Below are 6590 nucleotides of genomic sequence, written 5' to 3' on the forward strand. Positions count from 1 at the left end.
ATTGTGCATTATACATTTTTCAATACCCCGCCAACATCTCCCTCAACCGCTCATTCAACTCAGCCCGTTTTAGACCTAAAAACTGCTCCAGGGCGGCGTAGTAGGCTTTGTCTGAGCGGCCCGACTGCATGAACTGCTTCAGTAGGGAAGTGCCACCTTTGGCGAAAACGGCTCGCGCCAACAGACCTCCGAGGGCATAACGATAGTCAGTAAACTCGTCGAGGGAGACCAGCGAGAGGAGGTTCGTCAAGTCTATGTCAGGGTGGGCGCGGAGGTGGGTGGCTACGCGGGCAAGGTGCCAGTCGAGCGATTGGCCGCGACTGCCGCCCAGGTACGTGGCCACGCCTTCTGATACCCACGGGTGCTGATTGGGATAGCTACTGTCGAGATACACATGCACCAGTTCGTGGGGGTAAAACTCGTCGAGGCCACTGCAAAATACCTGGTTGTCGATAGCCCGGCCGGTGGGCTTCAGCAGGCCACTACCCGTTGCTTCATAGTCGATGCCCCGGAGTTGCCGAAGCTCGTCGGGCGTGTCGGCCATGTAGTAGTCGACGGGTTTGGTGGGGACAGTAAACTGTTTGCACAGGCCATCGATAAACCCATTTAACTGCCTGGCTTTCTGTTTGTTAAATATGTGGTAGGGTGGATAGTAAAAGGTGACGTGGCCCAACTGCTGACTGTTCCAGAACCGTGCCCGATTGATGGGCAGGGCGTTATAGAGCCGCCACTGCCCACCTAAACCAGCGCCCGAGTCGGGCCGGGCGTAGACGTTGGCAATGCAGAAAACGATGGGGCTGCGACCTTTAGGGTTGTTACCACCAAAGAGCGATTTGATCTGGTAGAACCCATCCGGGTAGCCTACTACGCTCAGGACCTGGACCGGAAAACCCCGGTAGAGCGTCGGCTCAAATTCGCGCTCGAGCAAATCAAATCGGGGCGACTGAGCCTGTTCGGCTTCATTCCAGAAAACACTATGTCGGATACTGTCAGGTCGTGCGCGCAAATAGGCCGACCACACGGCCACTGTCTGCCGGACATCTGCCCGCGAGGTATCGACAAGTGGATGTAGCGTTATGACTGATTGGGCAAGCGTGGTAGTGATCAGGAGTAGGCAACAAATACTCCCTGGCAATGCCCTGAGCAGAAACCTCATCAGACCGTATCGCGCTTATTGAACCCTTTGATAACCGAGTCTTTGGGCAGGGCGGGCCTGGGCGAAGGCTTCGACCGGTAATACTGCGGACTGGGCATGGGTTTGGCCGTGCCGCGACCCCGGCGTGTAGGCATGTTTTCCTGCATTCGGGGCGATGGTTTTTTTACCGCAATAGAGTCTTGTGCAACACTCAGAAGAGGCTGTAGGATGACAAAACTGAAAAAAAGGAAGCGTTTCATAGCCAGGTAATTGATGGTGTTTAAAAGGTAACGAAAGTCGGATGAGAATGCTTGTCTGCCTGCTCACCGAAAGGGTAAAAGTCAACCTTTTTGCCTAATAGTCTGTTGCTATTATAGATTAACAAGACTCAACAAATACCATGAAGAACGTACTCATTGCCGCCCTGTTTATGGGTATGGCGGCCTGTGCACCACGGGTGGCCGTGGACAAGGCACAAAATATTGATTTTAGCAAATATCGCACCTACGCCTGGATGCAGTCGGACGTGAAAGGAAGCAAGAATCCGTTGTATTACAACCAGTTAGCTACCGAGCAGGTAGAAAATACGGTGAGCGGTGAACTGGCTAAAAAAGGCCTGAAAGAGACCACACGCCGCCCCGACTTGCTGATTGGCTACCACTTTTTTGTGGAAGAAAAAACCCGTACCGTTACCAACAACAACTATGCTGGTGCTCCTTTTTACGGCCCCTACTACGGCTGGGGCCGCTGGGGCTATGCTGGCTGGGGACCAGCCTGGTACGGTGCCAATTTCGGCCCATCGTATGCCCAGGAAAAGTATGAAGCAGGCACCGTGGTGGTTGATATGGTCGATAACCGGACGAAGCGCCTGATCTGGCGTGGCTCGGTGCAAAACGCCGTGGGCGACCCCACCAAAATCAGCAGCAAATTGGTTCGTGAGGTAGAGCGCATTGTCGAGAAGTTTCCGCAGGTGACGAAAAGCTAGACGTTGGATTTCGGATGCTGGACATTGAATATTGCTGGCGTAGCTTCGCGCTCCAGCAATATCCAATGTTCAGCATCCGAAATTCAACGTCTGCCTCTACCTTGCGGCAGGTGTAACTAGCAGCGACTTGAACCTTCCTGTTTTTATTGCCAGCCGGGTGCGAAACGCGCCGCTGGGTAGTTTTTCGGCCACCGTTACGCGGGTAGGCATTGGTAGCGTGGCCGTGGGGCTGGCCGTGCTCATTATTGCGTTTGCGGTCTTGTTTGGGTTCAAACGCACGATTCAGCAGAAGATCTTTGCCTTCGGGGCGCATTTGCAGGTGGTTAAATTTTCCAATAACCAGACATTCGAAGCCCCGCCCATTTCCATTCGTGATCCGGCCTTTGAGCGTATTCAAAAACTGCCGGGTATCCTGCACGTACAGGGTACGGCTAACAAAGCGGGTATTCTGCAAACCGACACTGATCTGGCCGGGGTAGTGCTCAAGGGCGTTGGCCCCGACTACGACTGGCAACTGATACAGTCGGCGCTGGTGGCGGGCCAGCTACCCCGTTTCGACTCGGCAGCCACATCTGGTTATTCAACGCAACTGCTTATCAGTCAAACACTTGCCAGTCAGCTTAAGCTGGGTGTAGGGCAATCGGCCATTCTTTATTTTACGGAACAAACCCCGCCGCGTACCGACGAGTTGGCCGCACAACCCGCCGTGATGGGCCTTCGTCCGCGCAAGATGACGGTGGTGGGCATCTACGAAACGGGCCTGGAAGAAGGCGACAAAGCCTTTGTGGTGGGCGACCTCCGGCTGGTGCAGCGCCTGAACAAATGGGCACCCGACCTAGTGGGCACGGGCGAGATTTTCGTCCGCGATTTTGGCCAGCTTGGCCCCAACTACAAGGCCGTCATTGAGCAAACACCCCCCGATATGCGCGTGACGCGGGTAGACGATCAGTACAGCGACCTATTCGACTGGATGATGCTGCTGGACCGCAATACGGCCGTTTTTATCGTACTGATTCTGTTTGTAGCCTGCTTCAACATGGTGTCGGTACTGCTGGTGCTAATGATGGAACGTACCCCCATGATTGGCTTGCTGAAAGCGCTAGGAAGTGCTAACTCGCTGCTGAGGCGGCTTTTTGTAGTTGTTGGTTTGAACATTGTGGCCTGGGGCCTGCTGCTGGGTAACGGGCTGGGCATAGGCCTCTGCTGGCTACAGTCGCGCTTCCAGTTTATCCCCCTCGACCGCAAGAATTACTTCATGGATTACGTCCCCATCGCCTGGGATTGGCCCGTTATCGCCCTGCTCAACGCTGTTATCATTATCCTGATCGCGCTGGCCCTTTGGCTCCCCACCCTCATCATCAACCGCATCGACCCGGTGAAAGCGCTGGTGTTTAAGAAGTGATGAGTGCTGAACGGTAAGTGGTTAGTTTGCTTCCGCCAGAGTAAATACGCGGGCGGCAGCAAACTCATCACTTACCGCTCACCACTCACCACTCAATTTATCCCTTTCACCACATACCCCTGCTTTTTCAGGAGGGCAATGACGCCTTTGTCGCCGATGAGGTGACCGGCGCCGAAGGCGAAGAAGGTGGGCGTGGCTTTGGCCGCTTTCTCGATGACCGGAATCCAGTTGGCGTTGCGCTCGTTAAGCAAAGGCCCCTCCATTTCGGCAAACTCAGCGGGGTTCCTCTTCATGATGTCGCTCATCTGGGTTAGGTTTTTAGCCTTGTAGGCTATTAAAAGATCAGCAAAATCTTTTTGCGATTTTTCGGGGTCACGGGCCATATCGGCGAGGTCTTTAAACTGCTTGTCAAGCGGTTTTTTATCCAGCAAGGCCAGTTGCGATTCCATCGTTTCCAGGCCCAGCACCTCTTTTTTCTGAGTGGTGGCCATCTGGGCGAAGGTCATATCGTAGGAGGCTGGCTGGCAGTGGAGCATACCCATCACCAGAAAGGACATGAGGCCAAGCGGGCGAAAGGTTTTTACCATATCGAGCTTTACACTCATGGTTTTAGTCAGGTACTCATCCAGCAGTTTGTAGTCGTCGGCAGAGAGGTAGTCTTTAGCGGTTTTGCCGGCGGGCAGCACCATAGCTTTCTGCATTTTGGGCATCATGGTGGGGTCGTCCATGTCTACCTCCAGGTAAAGCTGCTTGGTGTCGGCTATGGCTTTTTTGGTGGCGTCGGTAATGACCAGATCAGTGGGGCAAACCAGGTGAAACGTGCCGTAGAGATAAGAGGGGGCGGTGAGGCCGTTGCCCGTTACTTCATACAGCAACGCATTGTCGGTTTGGGCGAAGGCGTTGATAGTCAGGGCTGAAAAGGTGGCAATTAGGGTGGTACGTAGGTTCATGCTTGTGAGAATAAATTGAGTTGGTTAAATGTTATCGGGTTCTGTCCAGGCTAGTATGGCTGATGGCAGAGTAAGTACAATGGTGGCGATAGTCCAGTAGAATGGTTGTACATCATCAAAGCCCTGGGGCAGGGGAAAGCCAAAGATAGCCACCAAGAGTAAGGCCAGCACCAGCGTAGCCACGCCAATGTAGGCCAGCCGATACACGCGGTTACGCACCTGTAGCTGTCGCTCATCAAGCTGGTTGTCCGGCGCGTTGCCCAGTTGCCAGAATCCGGTGCCCCGGTATAGGTAAACGATCATGCCGATGACTGCCACAAGCCCCAGCAGTGAGGACAGGCTCACGGATAGCTCCAGCCACCGGCCAACAATAAACACGATTGGGTAACAAAGCAACTGAACGGCTACGGCAACGCGCCGCAGGCGTAAGGGAATGGATCTGGTCATGTCAATTTGTTTTTAAGGGTGGCTAATTCTTCGCTAAGGGGACGCAGGGGCTGGCGCGAAAAAACCATGTCGATAGGCAGGCCAAACACGGCACTCAGGTCCATAGCCAGATCGAGGCTGGGGTTGTATTCGCCTCGCTCCAGATAACCGATGGTCTGAAAATTCACGCCTACCTGATCGGCTAGGTCTTTCCGCGACAGGCCCCGCTCTTCCCGCAGCAGGGCAATACGGTTATAGATCTTTTCGCCTTTCATTTGCTTGATATCTAATACAAACATAAAACACATTGTTGTAAATATACAACAGTGTGATGTAAATTATTTTTTACCTACCCATTGGCTGATCAATTTGTCCATGCATCCGTACCCTCATACTTTGGTACAACCGGCAGATACGATGGGACAAAACGGGTATATTTGATCTATGATTACTTCATCTCAACCTACGCTCTCTCCACCGGCTACTACCGGGCAAACACCCACCCGGATTCGGCTTGTCACGGCGGCTTCGCTTTTCGACGGACACGATGCGGCCATCAACCTCATGCGACGGCTATTGCAGTCGTCGGGGGCCGAGGTGATTCACCTGGGACACAACCGGTCGGTGGCCGAAATTGTGGACTGCGCCATTCAGGAAGACGTGCAGGGCATTGCCATCACCAGCTACCAGGGCGGGCATATCGAGTTTTTTAAGTATATGTACGACCTGCTTCATGAACGCGGTGCGGGCCATATCAAAATTTTTGGTGGGGGGGGCGGCACCATTCTGCCCCGTGAAATCGAGGAGCTACACGCCTACGGCATCACCCGCCTCTACAGCCCCGACGATGGCCGCACCCTGGGCCTGCAAGGCATGATCGACGATCTGTTGAGTCGCTGCCGTGAAGTGGTCCTGCCTACCGAAGCTGACGGGGACGACCAAATTCTCCGTGTAGCCCGCCTCATCACCCAGGCAGAAAACGGCAATGCCCCCAACAAGCAAACCGACAAACCGACAAACCAACAATCGCCCCCCGTTCTTGGCATCACCGGCACGGGCGGCGCGGGGAAATCGTCGTTGGTAGACGAACTGATATTGAGGTATTTACGCACGTATCCAGACAACACGATGGCCGTAATATCGGTCGATCCGTCGAAGCGGAAAACGGGCGGGGCGTTGCTGGGCGACCGTATTCGGATGAACACCTTGAACCCGTCGGTAAGTCAGGGACGGGTGTATATGCGGTCGTTGGCCACGCGACAGGCGAATCTGGCCTTAAGCAAACACGTGCAGGACGCTATCGACATTTGTAAGTCGGCGGGGTTCGATCTGATCATCGTGGAGACGTCGGGTATCGGGCAGTCGGATACGGAGATCACCGAACATGCCGACAAGACCCTGTACGTAATGACGGCTGAATACGGCGCAGCTACGCAACTGGAAAAGATCGACATGCTCGATTTCGCCGACCTCATCGCCATCAACAAATTCGACAAGCGCGGCTCGCTCGATGCCCTCCGCGACGTCCGCAAACAGTATCGCCGTAATCACAATGACTGGACCACCCCCGACGAGGCCCTGCCCATCATCGGCACTATGGCCGCCCAGTTCAACGATGAGGGCATGAATGGACTGTTTGAGCGGGCAATGAAGGATTTGGGATTGGGGCGGTCCGCCGTCGCGGTTGCGGAT

Annotated in this window: 8 protein-coding genes; 3 read left to right on the top strand and 5 right to left on the bottom strand. The window is 54.4% G+C overall.

Translation table 11 applies throughout. The features are described 5' to 3' along the window. Positions 1-19: 19 nt before the first annotated feature. Together J2I48_RS22485 and J2I48_RS22490 are read right to left on the bottom strand one after the other, a co-directional pair. On the bottom strand, positions 20-1006 hold the full coding sequence (locus tag J2I48_RS22485) for a hypothetical protein (protein ID WP_207337756.1): 987 nt from the start codon (positions 1004-1006) through the stop codon (positions 20-22). A gap of 149 nt (positions 1007-1155) precedes the next feature. Continuing rightward, on the bottom strand, positions 1156-1395 hold the full coding sequence (locus J2I48_RS22490) for a hypothetical protein (RefSeq protein WP_207337757.1): 240 nt from the start codon (positions 1393-1395) through the stop codon (positions 1156-1158). A gap of 140 nt (positions 1396-1535) precedes the next feature. On the opposite strand from J2I48_RS22490, the gene J2I48_RS22495 reads away from it, so the two are divergent. Next, entirely contained in the window at positions 1536-2120 is a 585-nt protein-coding gene (locus tag J2I48_RS22495) for a DUF4136 domain-containing protein (RefSeq protein WP_207337758.1), read from the top strand. A gap of 127 nt (positions 2121-2247) precedes the next feature. Then, positions 2248-3522: an ABC transporter permease gene (locus tag J2I48_RS22500; protein WP_207337759.1), complete on the top strand. Its 1275-nt coding sequence runs from the start codon at positions 2248-2250 to the stop codon at positions 3520-3522. 92 nt (positions 3523-3614) lie between these two features. Here J2I48_RS22500 and J2I48_RS22505 read toward each other — a convergent pair whose 3' ends face one another. From J2I48_RS22505 to J2I48_RS22515, 3 genes are read right to left on the bottom strand one after another with little or no spacing between them, the layout of a single operon-like run. Continuing rightward, positions 3615-4472, bottom strand: a complete 858-nt coding sequence (locus J2I48_RS22505) for a TraB/GumN family protein (protein ID WP_207337760.1) — start codon at positions 4470-4472, stop codon at positions 3615-3617. A 24-nt stretch (positions 4473-4496) separates the two neighbouring features. Beyond that, the gene (locus J2I48_RS22510) at positions 4497-4919 is read right to left on the bottom strand and encodes a hypothetical protein (protein ID WP_207337761.1); all 423 of its coding nucleotides are present in this window, start codon (positions 4917-4919) and stop codon (positions 4497-4499) included. Continuing rightward, positions 4916-5197, bottom strand: coding sequence for a helix-turn-helix transcriptional regulator (locus J2I48_RS22515; RefSeq protein ID WP_207337762.1), 282 nt, complete (start codon positions 5195-5197; stop codon positions 4916-4918). Before J2I48_RS22515 ends, J2I48_RS22510 begins: the two co-directional genes overlap by 4 nt. Before the next feature lie 145 nt (positions 5198-5342). On the opposite strand from J2I48_RS22515, the gene J2I48_RS22520 reads away from it, so the two are divergent. Beyond that, positions 5343-6590 (top strand): cobalamin-dependent protein (locus J2I48_RS22520; RefSeq protein WP_207337763.1); only part of this gene is annotated, 1248 nt, incomplete at its 3' end.

The organism is Fibrella aquatilis (assembly GCF_017353255.1).
In the GTDB taxonomy this organism is placed as follows: domain Bacteria; phylum Bacteroidota; class Bacteroidia; order Cytophagales; family Spirosomataceae; genus Fibrella; species Fibrella aquatilis.

What these genes read in the sequence shown, in the direction of transcription:
- J2I48_RS22495 (WP_207337758.1), top strand. Translation starts at nt 1,536, where the DNA reads ATGAAGAACGTACTCATTGCCGCCCTGTTTATGGGTATGGCGGCCTGT.
- J2I48_RS22515 (WP_207337762.1), bottom strand. Translation starts at nt 5,197, where the DNA reads ATGTTTGTATTAGATATCAAGCAAATGAAAGGCGAAAAGATCTATAAC.
- J2I48_RS22490 (WP_207337757.1), bottom strand. Translation starts at nt 1,395, where the DNA reads ATGAAACGCTTCCTTTTTTTCAGTTTTGTCATCCTACAGCCTCTTCTG.
- J2I48_RS22510 (WP_207337761.1), bottom strand. Translation starts at nt 4,919, where the DNA reads ATGACCAGATCCATTCCCTTACGCCTGCGGCGCGTTGCCGTAGCCGTT.
- J2I48_RS22505 (WP_207337760.1), bottom strand. Translation starts at nt 4,472, where the DNA reads ATGAACCTACGTACCACCCTAATTGCCACCTTTTCAGCCCTGACTATC.